This is a genomic window from Pseudoalteromonas sp. GABNS16E (assembly GCF_028598715.1).
Lineage (GTDB): Bacteria > Pseudomonadota > Gammaproteobacteria > Enterobacterales > Alteromonadaceae > Pseudoalteromonas > Pseudoalteromonas atlantica.
This window is the reverse complement of record NZ_JAQREZ010000003.1, coordinates 1-21,014: the sequence shown is the minus strand read 5'-3', so window position 1 is coordinate 21,014 and position 21,014 is coordinate 1. Positions and strand designations below refer to the sequence as shown.

At 41.1% G+C, this 21,014-nt stretch carries 19 protein-coding genes and 5 tRNA genes; 17 read left to right on the top strand and 7 right to left on the bottom strand.

The window, feature by feature from the left end; all coding sequences use genetic code 11:
* Positions 1-172 precede the first annotated feature (172 nt).
* Both PSI06_RS02065 and tal read right to left on the bottom strand, forming a co-directional pair.
* Positions 173-361 (bottom strand): DUF3545 family protein, encoded by a 189-nt coding sequence (locus PSI06_RS02065; RefSeq protein ID WP_004587992.1) that lies wholly within the window; start codon positions 359-361, stop codon positions 173-175.
* A 292-nt stretch (positions 362-653) separates the two neighbouring features.
* Positions 654-1,604 (bottom strand): transaldolase, encoded by a 951-nt coding sequence (tal, locus tag PSI06_RS02060; protein ID WP_004587993.1) that lies wholly within the window; start codon positions 1,602-1,604, stop codon positions 654-656.
* Positions 1,605-1,858: 254 nt separating this feature from the next.
* Between tal and yaaA the strand changes: the two genes are divergently transcribed.
* Both yaaA and PSI06_RS02050 read left to right on the top strand, forming a co-directional pair.
* Positions 1,859-2,638, top strand: coding sequence for a peroxide stress protein YaaA (gene yaaA / locus PSI06_RS02055; protein ID WP_024031572.1), 780 nt, complete (start codon positions 1,859-1,861; stop codon positions 2,636-2,638).
* Between the two features lie 123 nt (positions 2,639-2,761).
* The gene (locus tag PSI06_RS02050) at positions 2,762-3,718 is read left to right on the top strand and encodes a mechanosensitive ion channel family protein (RefSeq protein ID WP_029774207.1); all 957 of its coding nucleotides are present in this window, start codon (positions 2,762-2,764) and stop codon (positions 3,716-3,718) included.
* A 146-nt stretch (positions 3,719-3,864) separates the two neighbouring features.
* On the opposite strand, the gene PSI06_RS21630 is transcribed toward PSI06_RS02050, so the two are convergent.
* The 3 genes from PSI06_RS21630 to srmB form a co-directional block, all read right to left on the bottom strand.
* Complete coding sequence (locus PSI06_RS21630; protein WP_443197786.1) at positions 3,865-4,050, bottom strand: hypothetical protein; 186 nt, start codon at positions 4,048-4,050, stop codon at positions 3,865-3,867.
* Between the two features lie 485 nt (positions 4,051-4,535).
* A complete protein-coding gene (locus PSI06_RS02045) occupies positions 4,536-4,856 on the bottom strand; it encodes a BON domain-containing protein (protein ID WP_004587996.1) in 321 nt (106 codons plus the stop codon).
* A 229-nt stretch (positions 4,857-5,085) separates the two neighbouring features.
* Complete coding sequence (gene srmB / locus PSI06_RS02040) at positions 5,086-6,315, bottom strand: ATP-dependent RNA helicase SrmB (protein ID WP_273602697.1); 1,230 nt, start codon at positions 6,313-6,315, stop codon at positions 5,086-5,088.
* Positions 6,316-6,391: 76 nt separating this feature from the next.
* Here srmB and PSI06_RS02035 point away from each other — a divergent pair, with 76 nt between their 5' ends.
* The 3 genes from PSI06_RS02035 (at position 6,392) to PSI06_RS02025 (ending at position 9,877) form a co-directional block, all read left to right on the top strand.
* Positions 6,392-7,090 carry a tRNA1(Val) (adenine(37)-N6)-methyltransferase gene (locus tag PSI06_RS02035; protein WP_029774208.1) on the top strand — a complete coding sequence of 233 codons (699 nt, stop codon included), beginning with the start codon at positions 6,392-6,394 and terminating at the stop codon, positions 7,088-7,090.
* Positions 7,091-7,245: 155 nt separating this feature from the next.
* Positions 7,246-9,252, top strand: coding sequence for an alpha-amylase (locus PSI06_RS02030; protein WP_273602696.1), 2,007 nt, complete (start codon positions 7,246-7,248; stop codon positions 9,250-9,252).
* 178 nt (positions 9,253-9,430) lie between these two features.
* Positions 9,431-9,877, top strand: a complete 447-nt coding sequence (locus PSI06_RS02025; protein WP_055254841.1) for a DUF2147 domain-containing protein — start codon at positions 9,431-9,433, stop codon at positions 9,875-9,877.
* Positions 9,878-9,879: 2 nt separating this feature from the next.
* Here PSI06_RS02025 and PSI06_RS02020 read toward each other — a convergent pair whose 3' ends face one another.
* Positions 9,880-10,794, bottom strand: coding sequence for a LysR substrate-binding domain-containing protein (locus tag PSI06_RS02020; RefSeq protein WP_273602695.1), 915 nt, complete (start codon positions 10,792-10,794; stop codon positions 9,880-9,882).
* 192 nt (positions 10,795-10,986) lie between these two features.
* Between PSI06_RS02020 and PSI06_RS02015 the strand changes: the two genes are divergently transcribed.
* Entirely contained in the window at positions 10,987-11,934 is a 948-nt protein-coding gene (locus PSI06_RS02015; RefSeq protein ID WP_273602694.1) for a DMT family transporter, read from the top strand.
* Positions 11,935-11,968: 34 nt separating this feature from the next.
* Here the strand turns inward: PSI06_RS02015 and fldB are convergent, their stop codons facing one another.
* Entirely contained in the window at positions 11,969-12,490 is a 522-nt protein-coding gene (fldB, locus tag PSI06_RS02010; protein WP_096041208.1) for a flavodoxin FldB, read from the bottom strand.
* 106 nt (positions 12,491-12,596) lie between these two features.
* Here fldB and xerD point away from each other — a divergent pair, with 106 nt between their 5' ends.
* The 11 genes from xerD (at position 12,597) to PSI06_RS01955 (ending at position 20,708) form a co-directional block, all read left to right on the top strand.
* A complete protein-coding gene (xerD, locus tag PSI06_RS02005) occupies positions 12,597-13,523 on the top strand; it encodes a site-specific tyrosine recombinase XerD (protein ID WP_004588003.1) in 927 nt (308 codons plus the stop codon).
* A gap of 60 nt (positions 13,524-13,583) precedes the next feature.
* Positions 13,584-14,312, top strand: coding sequence for a bifunctional protein-disulfide isomerase/oxidoreductase DsbC (dsbC, locus tag PSI06_RS02000; RefSeq protein ID WP_004588004.1), 729 nt, complete (start codon positions 13,584-13,586; stop codon positions 14,310-14,312).
* A 294-nt stretch (positions 14,313-14,606) separates the two neighbouring features.
* Positions 14,607-16,328, top strand: coding sequence for a single-stranded-DNA-specific exonuclease RecJ (gene recJ, locus PSI06_RS01995; RefSeq protein WP_273602693.1), 1,722 nt, complete (start codon positions 14,607-14,609; stop codon positions 16,326-16,328).
* Between the two features lie 144 nt (positions 16,329-16,472).
* A protein-coding gene (prfB, locus tag PSI06_RS01990; RefSeq protein ID WP_096041210.1) for a peptide chain release factor 2 occupies positions 16,473-17,571 on the top strand; the annotation gives its coding sequence in 2 pieces (ribosomal slippage) (positions 16,473-16,547 and positions 16,549-17,571; 1,098 coding nt in all).
* Positions 17,572-17,597: 26 nt separating this feature from the next.
* Positions 17,598-19,133, top strand: coding sequence for a lysine--tRNA ligase (gene lysS, locus PSI06_RS01985; protein WP_273602692.1), 1,536 nt, complete (start codon positions 17,598-17,600; stop codon positions 19,131-19,133).
* Between the two features lie 396 nt (positions 19,134-19,529).
* Positions 19,530-19,712, top strand: a complete 183-nt coding sequence (locus tag PSI06_RS01980) for a hypothetical protein (RefSeq protein ID WP_024031585.1) — start codon at positions 19,530-19,532, stop codon at positions 19,710-19,712.
* 128 nt (positions 19,713-19,840) lie between these two features.
* Positions 19,841-19,933 (top strand) — tRNA-Ser (locus PSI06_RS01975).
* 34 nt (positions 19,934-19,967) lie between these two features.
* Positions 19,968-20,044: transfer RNA gene (locus tag PSI06_RS01970), tRNA-Arg, on the top strand.
* A gap of 149 nt (positions 20,045-20,193) precedes the next feature.
* Positions 20,194-20,270, top strand: a tRNA-Arg gene (locus tag PSI06_RS01965).
* Positions 20,271-20,416: 146 nt separating this feature from the next.
* Positions 20,417-20,493: transfer RNA gene (locus tag PSI06_RS01960), tRNA-Arg, on the top strand.
* 138 nt (positions 20,494-20,631) lie between these two features.
* A tRNA-Arg gene (locus PSI06_RS01955) sits at positions 20,632-20,708 on the top strand.
* Positions 20,709-21,014 lie beyond the last annotated feature (306 nt).

Genomic DNA, 21,014 nt, shown 5'->3' with positions numbered 1-21,014 from the left:
ATTAAAAAAGGCTTTCGTATCATGAAAGCCTTTTGCTTAGTTATTTTGTTTAATGCCCATGCGCAATAATTATCAATTATTTTGAAGGGGGAAAACCTGGCGTTAGCTTTACTATCGATACGGTTTTCCTGCCGCAAAATAAATTGCTTAATTGAGCGCAATTAGTTTGAAATTAAAAATCTAGCTCATCAATTTCAATGCTGTCTGTAAAAAAGTCTAACTCCTGTAGTTCTTTACGTAACCGTTGTTTGTCTTTTATGGCCTCAATCTCGCGCCACTTTCTTTTTTTATTCTTTTGAGAGGTTTTTCTTGTTGTATCAGGACCTTCTAATATCTCTAATATATCGTTTAGGCTATCCATGACTATCTCCTATTGATTTTAGTGAACCTCGAGAATACCTATACCACAGGCCTAGCTAAAATAGAATAAAAAAGTGACGAATTTGTTACAGGTATGTGATGCGTTGATGAAGTTTAATACTAACTAGCTTTATTGAGCGCGTTATTTTTAGATAGAAAAAATATTAAAAGTTAGTTATTTAGCTGTGTAGGCAATGGTACATGCTGTGCCAGGTTAGTATAAAGCAGTGCGGATTATATTAAGGGCATAAAAAACGCCGCAGGTGCGGCGTTTAATACATAATTAGCGCGTATTACATTGCTTTAAAACGTGCTTCTAGCTGCTCTTGTGCATCTGCGAATGAGCGGATACCTTCAGCTAGTTTTTCAGTTGCCATTGCATCTTGGTTATGTAACCAACGGAACTGTGACTCAGTAAGAGGGGCAGGCTTTGGCTCTTTAGGAATATCACTTTGTAGTAAGTATTCTTCTGCGCCTTCTAAATTGCCTAAGTCTTCTAGTAGGTTAGGGCTAATTGTTAGCTTGTCACAACCTGTAAGCGCAATAATTTCGCCAGTGTTACGGAAGCTTGCGCCCATAACAACGGTTTTGTAATCATGGCGTTTATAAAACTCAAAAATGCTACGTACAGATTGAACACCTGGATCTTGTAACGGATCGGTTGGTTTTTCCATACCATTTGCTACGTGCCAATCTAAAATACGGCCAACAAATGGTGAGATTAAAAATACGTTTGCATCAGCACATGCACGCGCTTGCGCATCGCTAAATAATAAAGTCAGGTTACATTTAGTCCCTTCTTTTTCTAGCTGTTCGGCCGCTTTAATGCCTTCCCATGTAGACGCAACTTTGATTAAAATTTTGTCTTTGCTTACACCTTCTTTTTCATAAAGGCTAAGCAGGGTATGTGCTTTATCAATAGTTGCTTGGGTGTCGAATGATAAACGAGCATCTACTTCAGTAGAAATATAACCAGGTACAATTTCGCTAATTTCTTTACCAAGTAATACGGCAAAGTAGTCACATGCAAGTTCAAGCTGTTTAGCTGCATCTTGCTCTGTTTCTTTTGCATAGCTCCAAGCTTTATCTAAATAAGGCTTGTAAGCTTCAATCTCGCTCGCTTTTAATAAAAGCGACGGGTTTGTGGTTGCATCTTCTGGTTGATGCTTTTTGATCGCTTCAATATCGCCAGTGTCGGCTACGATAGATGAATGTTGTTTTAGCCTTTGTAGAGCGCTAGTCATTTGCCTTCCTCATTCCAAGCAAGTTAAAAGAAAATCTAAACTACCTTAATATAAGTATTCAATACTGCAACAGTGTGACAATGCTTGATAGGTCTTATGTCCTTATCAATAGAAAAACGACGATGCATGATTTATTAAGGTAGGATTTAGGCCATTGCGATTAATTTTCAATGGTATTTTATAAACAAAACGTGCTTTTCGTCTCATTTAATGTTGAAATTGACATTAAATAAATTACAAGTCAATAGCTAACTATGATCACTGTTATTTCACCCGCAAAAAATCTTGATTACGAAACGCCACCCGCAACAGATAAGTTCACTCAACCTGAATTACTAGAGCACAGCGAAGAGCTCATGAAAGTATGCCGTGAACTAACTCCAGCGCAAATTGGCAGCCTAATGAAAATTAGCGATAAGCTTGCAGGGCTTAACGCTGCGCGCTTTAGCGAATGGTCGCAACCATTTACGCAAAGTAATGCTAAACAAGCGGTACTAGCCTTTAACGGCGATGTGTACGGTGGTTTAGATGCTGCAACACTCACTGCCGCTAACCTCGATTATGCGCAAAGCCATTTACGGATACTTTCGGGTTTATACGGCTTATTAAAGCCGCTTGATTTAATGCAAGCTTACCGCCTAGAAATGGGCACTAAGCTTGATAACCCTCGCGGGAAAAATTTGTATGAATTTTGGGGTAGCATTATTGCTAATAAATTAAATGAGGAATTAAAAGCGCAAGACGCACAATACCTCGTTAATCTTGCTTCAAACGAGTACTTTAAAGCAGTAGATAAAAAAGCACTCAATGCGCAAATTATTACCCCGCATTTTAAAGACTGCAAAAATGGTCAATATAAGGTAATTAGCTTTTACGCTAAAAAAGCGCGCGGCATGATGGCCCGTTACATTATAGAAAACCAGGTAACACAGCTTAGCCAATTAAAAGAGTTTACTGTGGCGGGTTATTACTTTAGCCCTGAAGCAACAGCAAAAGAGCTTGAGCCAGTATTTATGCGCGACGAGCAAAACTAAGCGTTTATACTCAGCAAACAATGAGTTAAAAAGCCATGCATTGCATGGCTTTTTTTATGCTGGCGCTAAACTTGCTAACTTCACCTACTATTAATGAGATAAAAAATAGATAGGTGTAAAAATATGATCAGCATACCTTCAGTAGCCGAAGCCGAAAAACTCATCGAAGAAAAACTCGGAGGGTGGTTTGATGTAGTAATAAGCCACATCCCAAACTTTATTGTGGCAGTGGTAATAGCCATTGTATTTTCAATAATAGCGCGCTTTGCCGGCCAGCTAATGAAAAACCTATTAAGGCGCTCACTCGACTCTAAGCAAATTGCTGATTTAATGGCGTCTATTTTTAAGGTTATTGTGTTATGTGTGGGCCTATTTATCGCTTTAGATTTTATGGGGTTAAAAGGCACAGTCACATCGTTACTAGCGGGTGCGGGTATTGTGGGTTTAGCCATTGGCTTTGCTTTTCAAGACATGACCGAGAACTTAATTGCCGGTATTGCTATGGGAATACGCAAGCCATTTAAAGCGGGTGATGTAATTGAAACCGACGACGTATTTGGCTCTGTACATTCTATAAACCTGCGTAACACGCTAATAGAGAGCTTTTACGGGCAGTTAATACTGGTACCTAACAAGGTATTATTTAGAAATGTGTTAAAAAATTACACCACTTTAGGCGTTAGGCGCATAGAGGTACCGGTGGGTATTTCATACGGCGACGACATTGAAAAAGCCAAAGAAGTTATCGTTGATAAAATTAACGAGTTTGACTTTGTAATACGTAAAGATGAAACCGCTGTGTACGCAGAAGGTTTTGGCGACAGTAGTATTAATTTACTGGTGTGGTTTTGGATAAAATACCCAGGCGAGCCAGACTTTATGACAGTACGCCATAAAGGCGTAGTCGCTGTTAAACAAGCACTTGATGCTGCAGATATTAGTATTCCATTCCCAATACGTACGTTAGATTTTGGCATTAAAGGCGGTGAAAAGCTCGATGCCATGATAAGCGATAAAATAAACCAACAGTCACCCAAACAACAAGGCGGGAGTAATACGGGTTCAAATCAAAGCGAATGAGCGACTAATACAGGTTTAAACTAGCCCAGTAATAGTTACCCACTAGCAGCGCATTTTTACATAAAAAGTGCGCTGCTAGTAATTTCAAAGCGCTAAGTCGGGTTAAATTTAACTATACTTTTAATCAATTTATTTTAAGTTAATACTTATTTGCTTTTCGCTGCCATCGAATTTTTGATTAGTAGTAAAAGCGTTTCACCACTGCTTTTTGTCATCGATTTTTTTGTAACCTCAGCAGGGTAATCTGGAATAGGGCAGCTATCTAGCTCTATTACCTTGTCGCCTACTTTTAATCCTGCCAGATCAGCAACAGAATCTGCATAGACTTTTATAATATCTATTTCACTAATTTATGGGCTAAAAAAGCCGGATACAGACACATCTGCAGCAAAGCCAAAAGTAGCTTCCTCTGCATGGCCAATAAGAGGGATTAGCAGTAGTAAATAAACCGTTTCATGTATTAGCTTCCTTGTGTAAGTGATGGGGTATTTGCATGCGTTAAGCCATATATTATTAACTGTTATCCATGGTGTGGTTGATTAGCAAACACTTGTAGATTGCCAACGGTATTAAAAATGCGCTGATTAGATGAACTTTACAGCCTTGTTATAGCATTCTTTTATCAAAGCTGTAGTAAGTCACTAATTTAAAAGAGTGGGAAAAGGCGGCTAAGTGTTTGCTCTATTTTTAATAGGGGAGCTAAAGCTAGAAGTTTAGATACTAAAGTGTGCTGTTAAGCATAAAAAAGCGCGGCTTGTGTTGGAGAAACAAGCCATGCAGAGGAATAAGTTATATAAACAAAAATTGTAATGCGGTATTAGATAACACTAATTTTATTACGGATAATTTTAACGCCATCCATATTTTCTAAAAACTTTTGCGCAAGTGCACGCTGAAAACCTGTTTGCGCTTCACCGTATAGGTCAACTTCACCGTCTTCAACCTGCACGCGAATATCGCTTAATGCTAAGTTTGGGTTAGTGCGTAACGTATTGGTGATTGTTTGTTGTAAGTTAGGTTGAGTAGCCACACTGCTTACTACGGCTAAGTTAGTTGCTGCACTTACTTTTGTAGCGCAAGCTAATAAAAATAAACAACAAAATGATACTAAAGCGATAGTTAACTTAAAGCGGTTCATAACTTCATCCTTACATTACGGTTAATCGTGCAGCTATTCTTAGCTGAGTTACTTTCTCAGTTACAATTTCGATGCCAGTTTTAATTTGTTGAAATATAAGGTTATTTTATTAAGTGGGAATTCAGGTGGGCAATAATTACATTTTAATGGGAATGAGTTACATGCTTGGGTTACATTTGTAACGGGTACAAAAAAGCCGGCAACTGCCGGCTTGTTTATTTATGGTGTGCTATTTCTTTTTAATTTTAGCTTTGGCTTTTTTCTTAGCTTTCATTTTTACCGGATCTTTACGCTTTTTAGCGGGTGGCTTAGCTTCTTTATGCTGTGGCTCAAGCCCTTTAATTATACGGCGCTTAAGTTTTTGATCTGTGTATCGCTCAACCTTGTATAAAATGCCAATGTCGTGCGCTTCAACTAATGATATAGCGATCCCTTTTTTACCCGCACGGCCAGTACGGCCTATACGGTGTACATAGACATCGGCAGTGCGCGGCATATCAAAGTTAATTACGTGGCTAATGTCAGAAACATCAATACCGCGAGCCGCAACATCGGTTGCTATTAATATGCGCGTTTTGCCACTGTGGAAATTTTCCATCGCTTTCATGCGCTTATCTTGCGGCATTTCGCCACGCAGCCACGCGGCTTTTACGCCATTGTTAGTTAGCTCACCAATTAGCGTTTCTAGGCGCTCACGGGTTTTTACAAACACAATGGCTTTACTTACATCTGGGCCGTTTAGGGTATTAACCAACAGCTCAAGCTTGTGGTGGTAATCATCAGCAAGGTGAACCCATTGATGAATTTTTGCTTTTTCTTTGCGTGACGATTCAGCTTCAAGTAAAGCAGGGTCGTTTAAAATACGCTCAGCAAATAACTCAACGCTATCGCCTTCTAACGTTGCAGAGAATAAAAAGCACTGACGACGGTTTTTAGCTTCGTCACATATGCGCAGCATTTCTTTTCTAAAGCCCATGTCTAACATGCGGTCGGCTTCATCAAGAATAAGCATTTCTACGTTCTCAGCATGGAAATTTTCGGTTTCAAGATATTCCATTAAACGCCCTGGTGTGGCGATTAAAATATCATTATTGTTTTCAAAAATTTCTTTATGGGTGCCGTAGTTTATACCACCTGTTACTACACCAATTTTAAGGTGAGTGCCTTTAGCAAGCAGTTCACACTGCTCATGAATTTGATAAGCCAGTTCACGGGTTGGGGTCATTATTAACACACGTGCAAAACCTGGGTCGCGACGCGGAAAATCCATTAAGTATTGAATAGCCGGAATTAAAAATGCCGCCGTTTTACCTGTGCCAGTAGGTGCTGATGCTAAAATATCGCGACCTTGCAGCGCTTCAGGAATAGCTTGTTGTTGAATGCTGGTTGGTGTCTCGTAGCCCATTTTATCAATGGCGTTGAGTAGTTTAGTATCAAGATCAAATTCAGAAAATTGCATAGAGTGTCTAAAATAAGGGACAATTATCTGCAATTATACGCGCTATACGCCAGTTGGTGAATGAAAAGGTGAAAAAATGTCAGGGTTTACGTTTAAACAATTTAAGGTTGAGCACGATAGCTGTGCTATGAAGGTCTCAACCGATGGCATTTTACTTGGCGCATGGGCGTATTTAAAAGGCGCCAACACATTACTCGATATAGGCACAGGTACCGGTTTACTTGCGCTTATGTGTAAACAGCGGCAACCAGCACTTAGCATAACCGCTGTTGAAATTGATGAAGCTGCTTACAAGCAAGCGCAGCAAAATATAGCCTCTAGCCCGTGGCCAAATATCACAGTAAAGCACACTACTATACAAGCGTTTAAACAGGCGGCGCCATTTGATGTCGTGATTTCTAACCCCCCTTATTTTAACCGCAGTTTAAAAGGGCTAAGCGATGCCCGTAACACCGCACGCCATACCGATGGTTTAAGTTTTGACGAACTAATACATGCCTATATGCGTTTAAGTCATGAGTATTCGTGCTTTAACGTAATTTTACCCACCACAGAGGCGGGCTTATTCATTGAACTGGCAAAACAAAACGGGCTTTATTTAAACGCGCATTGCCAAGTAAAAACCACACCAAGTAAAGCATTTAGCCGCAGTTTGATGCGCTTTAGCTTAGTAAACACTTTGCTTGAGCTTACCTCCCTATGCATAAAAGATGAAAACAACCGCTACAGCGATGATTATATTGCGTTATGTAAAGCGTTTTACTTGAAGATGTAAGTTTTAAGGCAGGTAATTATCTAGTAATAAAGGATAGTTTACCCATTATGCATACGTATTCAGTTTTTATTTGAGCAACTCTCAAACTAGTGTTAACCACTTGTAAATAACGTTGAGTGTGTTGTTTAACTCGCCCAACACTGGAAACACACACTATGAAACTCAGTAAAATGATCACCACTGCAGGTTTTAGCTTAGGTTTAACCTTACCAAGTTTAGTATCGGCTGCACCTACAACATTTGTGCATTTATTTGAATGGAATTGGCAAGATGTAGCCCAAGAATGTGAGCAGTTTTTAGGACCAAAAGGGTACGCTGCTGTACAGGTGTCTCCGCCTAACGAGCATATTACAGGTAGCCAATGGTGGACTCGCTATCAACCTGTGAGCTACCAACTTCAAAGCCGCGGCGGTAACCGTTCGCAATTTATAGATATGGTTAATCGCTGTAACGCCGCAGGCGTTGATATATATGTTGATACTTTAATAAACCATATGGCAGCCGGCAGTGGTACGGGCACTGCTGGTAACACTTTTGGTAATAAACAATACCCTATTTATAGCCCACAAGATTTTCACGAAAGTTGCTCTATTAACCCAGAAGATTACGGTAATAACCGTTATCGCGTGCAAAACTGTGAGCTAGTAGGGTTGGCCGATTTAAACACTTCTTCAAATTATGTGCAAAATACATTAGCGGCATATATTAATGACCTCCAAGCTATGGGTGTTAAAGGTTTTAGGTTTGATGCTGCTAAGCATGTTGCTGCAAGTGATATTCAAAGTTTAATGGCAAAAATAAATGGCTCGCCAGTGGTGTTTCATGAGGTGATAGATCAAGGTACTGAAGCGGTTGCTGCCTCAGAGTATTTAAGTATAGGGCTAGTTACCGAGTTTAAATACAGTACGCAGCTTGGTAATACCTTTAGAAATGGCTCGCTTGCATGGTTAAGTAATTTTGGTGAAGGCTGGGGCTTTATGTCAAGTTCATCAGCTGTGGTATTTGTAGATAACCACGACAATCAGCGCGGCCATGGTGGTGCGGGTAATGTAATTACCTTTGAAGATGGCCGTTTATACGACCTAGCCAACGTATTTATGTTGGCATACCCGTATGGGTATCCAAAAGTAATGTCGAGTTATGATTTTCACGGCGATACAGATGCGGGTGGGCCAAGTGTACCGGTGCACAATAATGGTAATTTAGAATGTTTTGCAAGTAACTGGAAGTGCGAGCATCGTTGGTCTTATATTGCGGGTGGTGTCGATTTTAGAAATAACACAGCCGATAACTGGGTAGTAACAAATTGGTGGGATAACACCCATAACCAGATTGCATTTGGACGTGGTAGCTCAGGTCATATGGCAATTAATAAAGAAGACTCAACACTTAATGCAACAATTCAAACAGATATGGCGCCTGGACAGTACTGCAATGTGTTAAAAGGCGAGCTTTTGGGTAATGCTACTAGTTGTAGCGGTGAAGTAATAACAGTTAATAGCAACGGCACCATTAATTTAAATGTAGCGCCATGGGATGCAATAGCAATTCATAAAAATGCTAAATTAACCCAAGGGACAGCGCCTAATAATAGCGACTGGCAAAGAACCGTTATTTTTATTAATGCTCAAACACAAAGTGGACAAGACATGTTTGTACGCGGTGGTATAGATCACACCTATGCAAATACAAACCTTGCTAGAAACTGCCAAACAACAAATGTTGAATGTGCTATGCCAATTCGCCATAACAATCTAAAAAACAACACCACAACACCTTGGAAAGCAAACGATAACTACCTAGATTGGTATGGAATTGAACAAGGCCAAAACAGTGAAGCGCAAGGTACTGCCATGGATTGGACTGCAAATGTTTGGCCAAGTGAATATGGCGCCCAAAAATCGGTAGCAGTAGATGGCTTTGGTGTTACACCCCTTAATATATGGGGCGAACACTATTGGATGCTTGATGTTGACATGGATTGCAGTAAAGCCGTTAACGGATGGTTTGAATTAAAAGCATTTATAAAAAATGGCCAAGAGTGGGAAGGCGATATAAGCCAAGCAAATACCCCCTATACAAGTACTAACCATATGGCACAGCGCGGCAAAATTAATATGTTTGAATTTAACCGCTCAAGTGTAGAGGTACGTGACTTTTAAATACGTACTTTAAAACGCGTACGTTAAAAAACTATCAGCCAATTTAAAAACCAAGTGGGTTAACGCGCACTTGGTTTTTTACTTTTATATGTACCTAAATAGCAGTTTAATGTCATGGTGCGTTTATAAATCAGCTGGTATTATCGTTTTATTCGCCATTTTTAATTTAGGCAACACAATGAAAAAGTTAAACAAACTTCCGTTACTAACTACACTCGCTGCGGCTTTATTTATAAGCCAAGGTGCGCTTGCAAACATGACTCCTGTTGGGCTTTGGAAAACCATAGATGAAGACACCAACGAGGCTAAATCGTACGTACGTATTACTCAAAACGATAAGGTGCTCAGTGGTAAAGTTGAGACTATTTTAGACCCAGCTAAACAAACCGGTATTTGTAAAGAGTGTGATGGGGCATTAAAAAATCAGCCTATTTTAGGGATGACCATAATCACTGATGTAAAACCAGAAGATGATGGCGTGTGGGGCGATGGTGAAATACTTGACCCTACAAATGGTAAAACTTATACCGTGCAACTAACGCCACAAAACGACGGTAAAACATTAGAAGTACGTGGCTATATAGGCTTTTTTTACCGTAACCAATATTGGCAACGTGTGGAGTAGCACTACTCGTTTGCTGTTTTTAAAAATTCGCGTTTTAGCCACGCTCGTAATGCGCTTACCTGTGGGTGATTAAGCATGGCGTGGCTCGTTGCAAAATAAAACTGCTGATGCGGATTTACAATGCTTTGGCCAATTTGCGTGAGCATGCCGTGCTTTATATCGTCGCGTACAAACTGTTTGTGGGTGACCAAAACGCCAAGCTGGCGCATCGTGGCTTGCGTTGCTTGCACTGAAATATTAAAGGTTAAGTTATTATGCTGCTTAGGCTGCGCTAAATTATTAGCCTCGCACCACGTTTGCCAATCGTTTTGCCTACGTGGGTTGGTAACGTAGATTGCTTTAAAACGCTGCAGCAAATTTTGCGCGGTTAACTCATCTTTATTTAAGCCAACTAAAAGCTGTGGGTTACAGACTAAAATTAACTGATCGTCGGCTAGTTTTTCACAGTGATATTTTTGCCACTTATCGGGCTGGCCATGAATAATCGCGGCATCAATCCCTTCACGCTCTAAATCAAATTCTCCCACCAAGTTAGAAATACGAATGTCACTGTTTGGCGAAATTCGCTGAAAATCAGCCACCCTAGGGATCCACCAGTGCAGTGCTAGTGAGTTAACCATATTGAGTGTTAAATAAGTTGGCTCATTCGCTGTGTTACTTGCCTCTTGGCTGGCTGCTAAAATTTCAGCCATGGCCGGGGCTATGCGTTTGTAATAGCGCTCACCCACAGGGTTGAGCTCAACGCGGCGACCAATGCGATTAAAAAGCAGTGTATTAAGTTGTAACTCTAACGCTTTAATAGACTGACTTACCGCCGAGTGACTAATACTTAGCTGCTCAGCCGCGAGCACCATGCTGCCAGTTTCGGCAACAGCTATAAACGTATAGAGAGATTTTAACGGCGCTGATTTGATCATAGGTTATTTATTAACAGTTAAGTTTTACTTACAGGTTAGTTTAATATTATTCGCTTTTAAATTTATAAAGTACACGTAAAATTAGCGCCATAAAAGCCAATGCCAATTTTTTGAAAAATAATAAATAGATTAAAAAAATTAAGCCTTTAATTTTGCTTTTTACATTCATTTTTTATTCAAAGGATAACTGCGGTGACGTTAAATTCTCGTGCTAGTGTGTTTATGCTGCTCTCTACATTTACCTTGGCGTTAAATAGCTTTATAGCCAAGTTACTTACCGATTACTTTAGCACCAGCGAAGTGGTTTTTTTACGGGTGTTTTTGCCCGCGATTATTATGCTGGCATTGGCGGCAGGTATTAAATGGCAGCTACCTAATAAATTAGCATGGCGAACCTTTGCTATTCGCGCAATTTTTATAGTGCTGTGCCAAAACTGCTTTTTAGTGGCGCTAAATACTTTAACGCTGGTGGAGGCGGTTATTTTATTTAGCACTGGGCCATTATTTATACCGCTAATAGAACGGGTGTTTTTTAAAACTAAATTAAATTGGTTATTGCTACCTACAATGGCGCTGATGTTTGCGGGTGTGATTATTCAAAATATTCATAGCGACGGCATACAATGGCGCTGGAGCTTATTAATTGGTTTAGGGGCTGGTATTTTTAATGCCTGCTCGCAAATCACCTTGTTTAGAGCCAGTAAAATTAACCTTCCGATGATGGTTATTAACGGTTGGAGCTTTACACTGGCTGCCATTTTTATGGTGCCAGTATTAATGTTTACCAGCGAAGGTGAGCGCTTTTACCAAGGTTTTGCAATCGATATAAGCAATTACAGTTTATTACTGATGGTGGCATTAATTGGGTTTTCGACCGCTGCAACGCAGTTTTTTAGAGGAAAGGCGTACCGATTAGCCAGTTCTAACTCGCAGCTAGCACCGCTTATTTATTCTAACTTATTATTTGCGTTGTTATTTCAGCTAATTTTTTACGATACAACATTAAGTTTATCGCAAGTAATAGGCTCTGCGCTTATTGTACTGGCATGTATTATTAATACCTTTGCGCCTAATTGGTTATTGCAAAGGCAAGCAAAAATACGTGAAAAAAAGAGCGCTAAAAAACTTAGTTATTTGTAATGCGTTGGCCTAAACATGGTTTAGGCCAAACTCGTTATAGCGTTTCGCTATACTCTGTCATTATTTGTTCAACCCAGCTGGCTATGCGCTCATCGCTTAGCTCGTATTGGCTGTCTTCATCAAGCGCTAGGCCAACAAAGTGTTTGCCATCGGGGGTAAGTGCTTTTGACGCTTCAAACTCGTAGTTTTCATCGTTTGGCCAAAAACCAAGTTGCGTAAACGTCTGGGTATTTATTTCATCGTGAAGCATACCAAGGGCGTCTTGAAACCATTGCCCGTAACCTTGTTGGTCGCCCATGCCAAATAAAGCAATGGTTTTACCATTTAGGTTTACATCTTTAATGTCGTCCCACTTAGACTCCCAGTCTTCTTGTATTTCTCCAAAATCCCATGTTGAAATACCAAAGATGATAAAGTCGTACTGCTCTGCATTTTTAAGTGGTTCGTCTTTAATATTGTGTAAGGTCACTACATCGGCGCCAATAAGGTCGCGAATTTTTTCTGCTGCCATCTCTGTGTAGCATGTAGTAGAGCCAAAAAATAAACCAATCTGCATCGTATTTATCACTGTGTAATTGCCTGTTATGATAGGGCGCAGTTTACCGTAAGGTATTTTTAATTGATACCTTCTACCGTGGGTATTACCAACATGAGATCACAACGTGACAACGCTACCTGACGATTTACCTGAACCAAATACCGAGCTAAACAGCAACAGCGACTTTTTAGAAACCTTTTTAGATAGCTTGTACTTAGAGCAAGGTGTAAGCGAAAACACCCTTAGCGCGTATCGCAGTGACCTAGATAAGTTTTGTCAGTTTTTAAAAGGCGAAAGCTTAATGACGGTAACCAGCTTAGATATAGAAAGCTATCTAGCGTATCGCGTAGATTTAGGGTTAAAACCACGTAGCACGGCACGCAGCATAAGTGCGTTAAAGCGGTTTTATCAGTATTTTGTACGTGAAAAACGTATCGCAAGCTCACCGCTTGAAAACATTGCGCAACCAAAAGCGGGCCAATCGTTACCTAAAACGCTCTCAGAAGCCGAAGTAGAGGCATTATTAAGCGCACCCAATATTGAAGATCCAATGGGGCTGCGCGATAAAGCCATGCTAGAGCTACTTTATGCAACTGGTTTACGTGTAACTGAGTTGGTGGGGCTGCGTATGGAGCAAATTAACTTGCGCCAGTCGGTTGTGTTTGTAAAAGGTAAAGGCAACAAAGAGCGCTTAGTACCCTTAGGCGAAGAAGCCATGTACTGGCTTGAGCAGTTTTTAAAAGGGGGGCGTGCGCAAATGATAAAACACGCCACCGATTTTGTGTTTCCTTCAAAACGCGGTGTAGGTATGACCCGACAAACCTTTTGGCATCGTATTAAACACTATGCTATTTTGGCGTCTATTGAGTCAGATTTATCGCCGCATACATTGCGTCACGCCTTTGCAACACATTTACTTAATCATGGTGCCGACTTAAGAGTGGTGCAGATGATGTTAGGGCACAGCGACTTATCGACTACACAAATTTATACCCATGTTGCCAATGAGCGATTAAAATCGGTACACTCAGAGCATCATCCGCGCGCGTAATATGAAATTTAATATCAGCTTAGCGGTCAATTTAGTACGTATTATTAGATAGAGAAAATTATGAAAAAATTAATGTTAGCAGGTGCAATGTTGTGCACAAGTATTAGTGCATTTGCAAATGGCGTAGCCACAACGCCAGATGCTAATGATCCTATTGTTACTAAATTTGCCACGTTAGGTGTAACAGTTAAGCAAATAAACCCAAGCCCCGTTGCCGGTTTAAAAGAGCTTATTACAAATAAAGGTGTACTTTACGCCAGCCCAGACGGCCAGTTTTTAATGCAAGGCACGCTAATTGATTTAAACAACCGCAGCAACTTAACCGAGCAAGCGTTAAATGGTGTCCGTGTTGAAGGTATTAAAGAATACCAAGATTCAATGATTGTTTATAAAGCGCCTAACGAAAAACACCAAATTACGGTATTTACCGATATTAGTTGTGGCTATTGTCGTAAATTACACCGCGAACTAGACGACTTGCTTGATGCAGGCATTACTGTTCGTTATTTAGCGTTTCCGCGTGGTGGACTGCAAGGTTCGGGCTACGCCGATTTAATGAACGTATGGTGTGCACGCGACCAACAAGAAGCACTAACAGAAGCTAAATCAGGCGAAGACACTAAAGTAGTTGCCGGTTGTAGCGCACCAGTAGCTGAGCATTACCAGCTAGGCCAAAGTTTTGGTATTAGCGGTACGCCAGCCATTATTTTAGAAGACGGTACAATGATCCCTGGCTACCAGCCAGCCGCCGCATTAAGTGCAGCGCTTGAGGCGAACAAAGCAGGTTAATTAAAAATCTGAGTACCTGTTTAATACCAATCCGCGATAATACTTAATCATTTTGCGGGGCTAAACATGCTGCTACAGGCGTTAAAAAATGCTTATTTACGACTGCATGGATGCAGAAGATAGAGCAATGCAGGAGCAATTGCCGAGAACAACTAAATAGCGAATTTTTTGCCTAGCTATCAACACGTTTTTTCAGCCTCAAAATAGATCACTTAATTAAGTGAATTGGTTTAAAAAGGCCTTTATGGCCTTTTTTTGTCTTTTTATTATGAACACCATAAGTTAAAAACCAGCATGAAAAAACTGATCATTGCGCGCGAAAATGTAGACGATTCTTACCTGCCAAGCGATCTGCACCCTGTTATTAAGCAAATTTATGCTACGCGTAACGTGCAAAATGCACACGAGCTAAATAATAGTGCAGCCACGCTAATCGATTTTAAACTGTTTAAAGACATCGACAAAGCCACCGAGCTATTAATTGATGCGCTGAATGCGCAAAGCCGCATTTTAATTGTTGGCGACTTCGATGCCGATGGCGCAACCAGTACAGCCACCTTAATGCAAGGCTTGGCAATGTTTGGCTTTAATAACTTAGACTACCTTGTACCGGATAGATTTAGCTTAGGTTATGGTTTAAGCCCAGCGCTTGCTGAGCAAATTGTTGATATAAAACCAGAGCTGGTCATTACGGTAGATAACGGTATTTCATGTATTGCAGGCATAGACATACTAAAAAAAGTGGGCATTAAAGTACTGGTTACTGATCACCACTTGCAAGGGGAGCAGCTCCCTAATGCCGATGCAATTGTTAACCCAAATCGCCATGATTGCCGTTTTCCTTCAAAATCAATTGCGGGTGTCGGCGTTGCCTTTTACTTGCTTATAGCCCTTAGAAGCACGTTACGAGAGCAAGGTTATTTTGAACGCCATGCTATGCCAAATTTAGCCGACTTGCTTGATATAGTTGCCCTAGGCACCGTGGCCGATGTAGTCGCGCTTGATGCAAATAACCGCACTTTAGTACATCAAGGGTTAGCGCGTATTCGCAGCGGTAAAACACGCCCAGGTATTACTGCGCTTATTGAAGTGGCTAATCGTAATGCTGCGCGTTTAAGCGCCAGTGACTTTGGTTTTTCGTTGGCCCCGCGTTTAAACGCAGCAGGGCGACTAGATGACATGAGTTTGGGCATAGCGTGCTTATTAAGTACCGATATAAACCAAGCAAGGCGTATTGCCAGCGAGTTAGATAGCTTAAACCATGCACGGCGCGAAATAGAGCAGGGCATGCAAGCCGAGGCGCAAGCAGTGCTTGATAGGCTCGCGTTTAGTAACGACAACATTCCCGATGCCATTTGTTTATACCAAGAAGATTGGCACCAAGGTGTGATTGGTATTTTGGCGGGTCGCTTAAAAGAAAAATACCACCGTCCAACCGTTATTTTTGCCGGTGGCGAAAACGGTGAAATAAAAGGCTCGTGCCGCTCTATTGAAGGGCTGCACATGCGCGATTTACTCGAAGGGCTAAATACCGCCGACCCGCACTTAATTAATAAATTTGGCGGCCATGCCATGGCGGCAGGGCTAAGTATTGATGAGCAAAATTTTAATGACTTTAAAAACGCGTTTGATGCAGCTGTAAGCGCGCAGTTAAGCGAAGAAAGTAAACGCTGCATTGTATTTACCGATGGCGAGCTGCCAAACGAGTGCTTTACAATGGACTTTGCTCAGCTATTAAAGCAATCAGGTCCATGGGGGCAGCAATTTCCTGAGCCGGTATTTGAGCACACCTTTGAAGTTATTCAGCAGCGTATAGTAGGCGAAAAACACTTAAAGCTGGTGCTTAAACATCAATCTGGGCGCTTAGTTGACGCCATTGCATTTGGAATAGATGTAAAAGCATGGCCCGACACCGAGGCCCGTTATGTTAAAGTGGCTTATCAGCTCGACATAAACGAATTTAGAGGCAAGTTTAGCCTGCAATTAATTGTTCGCGAGCTTGAAAAAGTGCATTAAAAAATATGCACAATGCATGCATAAAAGGCTAATAAAGCGCGCGGTTTTTTGTTAAAATCGGGCGTTTTTATCATTTGACGATAATTTATTGCGTTTAGTGCTAATTTTAGCGCGCAATAATCTAGCCATTTTGGAGTAATGTACATGTTTGAAGTGAATCCTGTGATTAATCAAATCAAGGAAATTCGCGAACGTACTGAACTGCTTCGGGGGTACCTTTGACTACGCTCACAAACAAGAGCGCCTAGAAGAAGTAAACGCCGAACTTGAAGATTCAGCCGTATGGAATGAACCTGAGCGCGCACAAGCACTTGGTCGTGAAAAATCAGCCTTAGAAGCGGTTGTTGAAACAATCGACAACTTGGTAGCGGGTGCTGACGACGTAGAAGGTTTATTAGAGCTTGCAGTAGAAGCAGAAGACGAAGACACGTTTGTTGAAGCGCAAACTGAACTTGAAGGCTTAAATAAACAGCTTGAGGGTTTAGAGTTTCGCCGTATGTTTTCGGGCTCTCACGATGCAAACGATGCTTACCTTGATTTACAGTCGGGTTCTGGCGGTACTGAAGCACAAGACTGGTGTAACATGTTATTACGCATGTATTTACGCTGGGGCGAAGCTAAAGGCTTTAAAGTTGAGCTAGTAGAAGCAACCGATGGCGATGTAGCCGGTATTAAAGGTGCAACAGTGCGCTTTGTAGGCGAATACGCATATGGTTGGCTGCGCACAGAAACAGGTGTACACCGTTTAGTCCGTAAAAGCCCATTTGATTCAAGTGGTCGTCGTCATACCTCGTTTGCCTCTGCGTTTGTTTACCCAGAAGTAGATGACAATATTGAAATTGATATTAATCCGGCTGACTTACGTATAGACGTTTACCGTGCATCGGGCGCGGGTGGTCAGCACGTCAATACCACCGAATCGGCAGTACGTATTACTCACGTACCTACCAACACGGTTGTTCAGTGTCAAAACGAGCGTTCGCAGCACAAAAATAAAGCCCAAGCAATGAAGCAGTTAAAAGCAAAATTATTTGAGCTTGAACTTCAGCAGCAAAATGCTGAAAAGCAATCGCAAGAAGACGCAAAGTCGGATATTGGCTGGGGAAGCCAAATTCGTTCTTACGTACTTGACGATGCACGTATTAAAGATTTACGAACTGGCGTTGAAAACCGTAATACGCAATCGGTACTTGACGGCAACCTAGACAAATTTATTGAAGCCAGCCTAAAATCTGGCCTATAACCACCAAGCTAAAAAAGAGCTAAAAAATGACTGATCAAATCCAAGACGAAAATAAGTTAATCGCTGAGCGTCGCGGCAAATTAGACGCTATTCGCGAAAATTGCCCAGCCAACGGTCATCCTAATCAGTTCCGTCGTGAACATTACACGGCTGATTTACAGGCTGAGTTTGGTGATAAGAGTAAAGAAGAATTAGTAGAGCTTAAGCACGTTGTATCAATTGCTGGCCGTATTTTAGCTAAGCGTGGTCCTTTTATGGCCATTCAAGACATGAAAGGCCGTGTACAAGCTTACGCATCTAAAGATGTGCAAAAAGACTTAAAAGCAAAATATGGCCAACTAGATATTGGCGATATTATTGGTGTTAAAGGTGCGCTTAATAAATCAGGTAAAGGCGATTTATACGTAGAAATGACCGAGTACGAACTACTTACTAAGTCACTACGCCCATTACCAGAGAAGTTTCATGGTTTATCAGATCAAGAAACCAAGTACCGCCAACGTTATGTTGATTTAATTACTAACGAAGCAACGCGCGAAACATTCCGCATTCGCTCTCAAGTAGTTGAAGGTATTCGTCGCTTTTTAGCAGAGCGCGACTTTATGGAAGTAGAAACGCCAATGCTACAGGTTATTCCTGGCGGTGCGTCTGCGCGTCCATTTGTGACTCACCATAACGCACTTGATATAGACATGTACTTACGTATAGCGCCTGAGCTTTACCTTAAGCGTTTAGTAGTAGGTGGTTTTGACCGCGTATTTGAAATTAACCGTAACTTCCGTAACGAAGGGTTATCAACGCGTCACAACCCAGAATTCACTATGATTGAATTTTACCAAGCATACGCTGATTACATCGACCTGATGAACATTACCGAAGACATGCTACGTACAGTTGCAACAAATGTTTTAGGTAGCCCAATTGTAGTTAATACCACTAAAGATGAAAACGGCGAAGTTATCGGCTCAGTAGAGTACGACTTTGGCAAACCGTTTGAGCGCCTAAGCATGGCTGATGCTATCTTAAAATATAACCCTGAGTTTGATGCTGCGGTATTTAATGACCCAGAAAACCACTTTGAAGAATTAAAAGCGTACGCTAAACAAGTGCACGTTAAAATTCCTGAAAATTGTGTATGGGGCCCAGGTAAGTTTTTATGTGAAATATTTGAAGAGACGGCTGAGCACATGCTTATCCAACCTACATTTATTACAGGCTACCCGTGGGAAGTATCGCCACTTGCGCGCCGTAACGACGAAAACCCATTTGTTACCGACCGCTTTGAGTTTTTTGTTGGCGGACGTGAGCTTGCAAATGGCTTCTCGGAGCTTAACGATGCACAAGATCAAGCAGAGCGCTTTACTCGCCAAGTTGAAGAAAAAGACGCCGGCGATGATGAAGCAATGCATTACGATGAAGACTACATACGCGCACTAGAGTACGGCTTACCGCCTACTGCCGGTGAAGGTATTGGTATTGACCGCTTAGTAATGTTATTTACTGATTCACCAACCATTAAAGATGTTATTTTGTTCCCGCATATGCGCCCACAAGCTGACTAAGCTTTAACAAAATAAATGTGATAAACGCCGCTAAATTTTAGCGGCGTTTTTGTGTGAGTATAAAAATAAGCGCCAATGCAGAAAAAGTTGGAGAGTAAATTGCTTTATAAAAACAGACGAAAGAGAGGATAAGATTGTTCGCTTTTTAATTAATTAGTACTAAACTAAATTTTAAAGCTAGTTATTAGTACTTATTAATAGTTAATTCAGATTGGGTTATTTAATGTAGCCTTGTTTTAAATAACCTTAATAACAGTGCTATAACGTAATTTTATGACTGTTTTTTAAACATTGTGTTGTATTTATGTAAAAAACTTAGCTAAAATACGCCAAAATTTTGAGCTGGGTTAAAATAGCACTCTAAATATGAATTCTCAAATGGACTTAGAATATAATATGAAAGACAACCGAGTTGAAGAATCGCCAGAAACTGACACCACAGAGCAAAAGCGACAAGCTTATTACCGAGCCTGTATTGCTGAGTTTCAGCAATTAGGTTACCAAGAGCAATATTTAGCGCAGCTCAAAGATGATTTAGTGCCTTTAATGGGCGTTAACCCACAAGACAAAAACATTTAAATCGTTTACTTTTCAAACCAATTATACAATTAAAGCTGACTTATGTGCGTTCTGTAACCAGATAGTCATTTTTGGCATAAAAGTGTTTGACATATTTTCTGAAATCTTTATTATACGCCCCACAAGACGGAGAGGTGTCCGAGTGGCCGAAGGAGCTCCCCTGCTAAGGGAGTATAGAGTTTGTAGCTCTATCGAGGGTTCGAATCCCTCCTTCTCCACCATTTCTTTTAATGGCAGTCTTGTAAAGTAAAGATTGGGCGCATAGCTCAGCTGGATAGAGTACCTGGCTACGAACCAGGCGGTCGGAGGTTCGAATCCTCCTGCGCCCACCACTCTTTACACACTCTGCTTAGAGTATAAATAAGTTAAAGTGTTTGGTTTAAAACCAAATCGGTCGGAGGTTCATTCTTACAAGATACGTCCTGCTTCCAGCACTTTTTACATACTCTGCTTAGAGTATAAACAAGCAAACAGTAAAAGTGGGCGCATAGCTCAGCTGGATAGAGTACCTGGCTACGAACCAGGCGGTCGGAGGTTCGAATCCTCCTGCGCCCACCACTTTTACAGACTCTAACTTAGAGTATAAAAAAGTAGAAAGTGTTGGCTAAAGCCAAGCGGTCGGAGGTTCACTCTTAGAAGTTACGTCCTACGCTCATCACTTTTACACACTCTGCTTAGAGTATAAACAAGTAACTAATGAAAGTGGGCGCATAGCTCAGCTGGATAGAGTACCTGGCTACGAACCAGGCGGTCGGAGGTTCGAATCCTCCTGCGCCCACCACTTTCATACATAAGCCGACAAAAGTCGGTTTTTTTGTGTCTGAAATAACATATAAGTTAAGCGCATATTTTACGGTGTGTACTTATATTTATTGTTTCAGAAACTCCACTTAGAGTATAAATAAGAAAAAATGAATGTGGGCGCATAGCTCAGCTGGATAGAGTACCTGGCTACGAACCAGGCGGTCGGAGGTTCGAATCCTCCTGCGCCCACCACTTTCATAGACTCTGCTTAGAGTATAAATAAGTAAAGTGTTGGCTTAAAGCCAAGCGGTCGGAGGTTCACTCTTAGAAGATACGTCCTGCGCCCACCACTTTCATACATAAGCCGACATTAAGTCGGTTTTTTTGTGTCTGAAATTTGAGAAAGCTATCAGCTATCAGTTAAGCGTAAGCGTCCGGCCAACCACACCTAGCAACACCATTTTTTGTATTTGAAAATACCTTCAACTTTTTATTGGAGGTCATTATGAATTCACCCATCCCTAAACGTTGGCTAGAAATCCTAGCGCTTCGCTCATC

What these genes read in the sequence shown, in the direction of transcription:
- PSI06_RS02065 (WP_004587992.1), bottom strand. Translation starts at nt 361, where the DNA reads ATGGATAGCCTAAACGATATATTAGAGATATTAGAAGGTCCTGATACA.
- tal (WP_004587993.1), bottom strand. Translation starts at nt 1,604, where the DNA reads ATGACTAGCGCTCTACAAAGGCTAAAACAACATTCATCTATCGTAGCC.
- yaaA (WP_024031572.1), top strand. Translation starts at nt 1,859, where the DNA reads ATGATCACTGTTATTTCACCCGCAAAAAATCTTGATTACGAAACGCCA.
- PSI06_RS02050 (WP_029774207.1), top strand. Translation starts at nt 2,762, where the DNA reads ATGATCAGCATACCTTCAGTAGCCGAAGCCGAAAAACTCATCGAAGAA.
- PSI06_RS02045 (WP_004587996.1), bottom strand. Translation starts at nt 4,856, where the DNA reads ATGAACCGCTTTAAGTTAACTATCGCTTTAGTATCATTTTGTTGTTTA.
- srmB (WP_273602697.1), bottom strand. Translation starts at nt 6,315, where the DNA reads ATGCAATTTTCTGAATTTGATCTTGATACTAAACTACTCAACGCCATT.
- PSI06_RS02035 (WP_029774208.1), top strand. Translation starts at nt 6,392, where the DNA reads ATGTCAGGGTTTACGTTTAAACAATTTAAGGTTGAGCACGATAGCTGT.
- PSI06_RS02030 (WP_273602696.1), top strand. Translation starts at nt 7,246, where the DNA reads ATGAAACTCAGTAAAATGATCACCACTGCAGGTTTTAGCTTAGGTTTA.
- PSI06_RS02025 (WP_055254841.1), top strand. Translation starts at nt 9,431, where the DNA reads ATGAAAAAGTTAAACAAACTTCCGTTACTAACTACACTCGCTGCGGCT.
- PSI06_RS02020 (WP_273602695.1), bottom strand. Translation starts at nt 10,794, where the DNA reads ATGATCAAATCAGCGCCGTTAAAATCTCTCTATACGTTTATAGCTGTT.
- fldB (WP_096041208.1), bottom strand. Translation starts at nt 12,490, where the DNA reads ATGCAGATTGGTTTATTTTTTGGCTCTACTACATGCTACACAGAGATG.
- dsbC (WP_004588004.1), top strand. Translation starts at nt 13,584, where the DNA reads ATGAAAAAATTAATGTTAGCAGGTGCAATGTTGTGCACAAGTATTAGT.
- recJ (WP_273602693.1), top strand. Translation starts at nt 14,607, where the DNA reads ATGAAAAAACTGATCATTGCGCGCGAAAATGTAGACGATTCTTACCTG.
- lysS (WP_273602692.1), top strand. Translation starts at nt 17,598, where the DNA reads ATGACTGATCAAATCCAAGACGAAAATAAGTTAATCGCTGAGCGTCGC.
- PSI06_RS01980 (WP_024031585.1), top strand. Translation starts at nt 19,530, where the DNA reads ATGAAAGACAACCGAGTTGAAGAATCGCCAGAAACTGACACCACAGAG.